The following is a 572-nucleotide window of genomic DNA, read 5'->3' on the forward strand; positions in this document are numbered from 1 at the left end:
AACCCGGGCCCGGTCACGGTGGACCTCACCTTCATGACCGAGGAGGGGGAGAAGAACGTCCCCGCCTGGGACGCCGCGGTCATCCCCGGCAACTCCCGCGCCAACTTCCCCCTGCACGACCAGCTGACCTGCGAGCGCATCTCCACCAAGGTGCGGGTGACCTCGGGAGGGCCGGTCATCTGCGAGCGGGCCATGTACAACCGGGCGAGGACCTGGGCCCACGACTCCATCGGGGTGACCTCCCCGAGCGACATCTGGTACCTGGCCGAGGGCTGCACGCAAGGCGACTTCCAGACCTGGATCTGCGTGCAGAACCCCAACCCGGGCCCGGTCACGGTGGACCTCACCTTCATGACCGAGGAGGGGGAGAAGAACGTGCCCGCCTGGGACGCCGCGGTCATCCCCGGCAACTCCCGCGCCAACTTCCCCCTGCACGACCAGCTGACCTGCGAGCGCATCTCCACCAAGGTGCGGGTGACCTCGGGAGGGCCGGTCATCTGCGAGCGGGCCATGTACAACCGGGCGAGGACCTGGGCCCACGACTCCATCGGGGTGACCTCCCCGAGCGACAT

General features: G+C 68.9%; 1 protein-coding gene. It reads left to right on the forward strand.

Features of this window, described 5'->3' with window-relative positions:
- Positions 1-33: 33 nt before the first annotated feature.
- On the forward strand, positions 34-572 hold a 539-nt coding region (locus tag H5T44_06455), incomplete at its 3' end, for a hypothetical protein (protein MBC7081860.1).

Source organism: Thermoplasmatales archaeon (genome assembly GCA_014361195.1).
Taxonomy (GTDB): Archaea; Thermoplasmatota; E2; order UBA202; family JdFR-43; genus JACIWB01.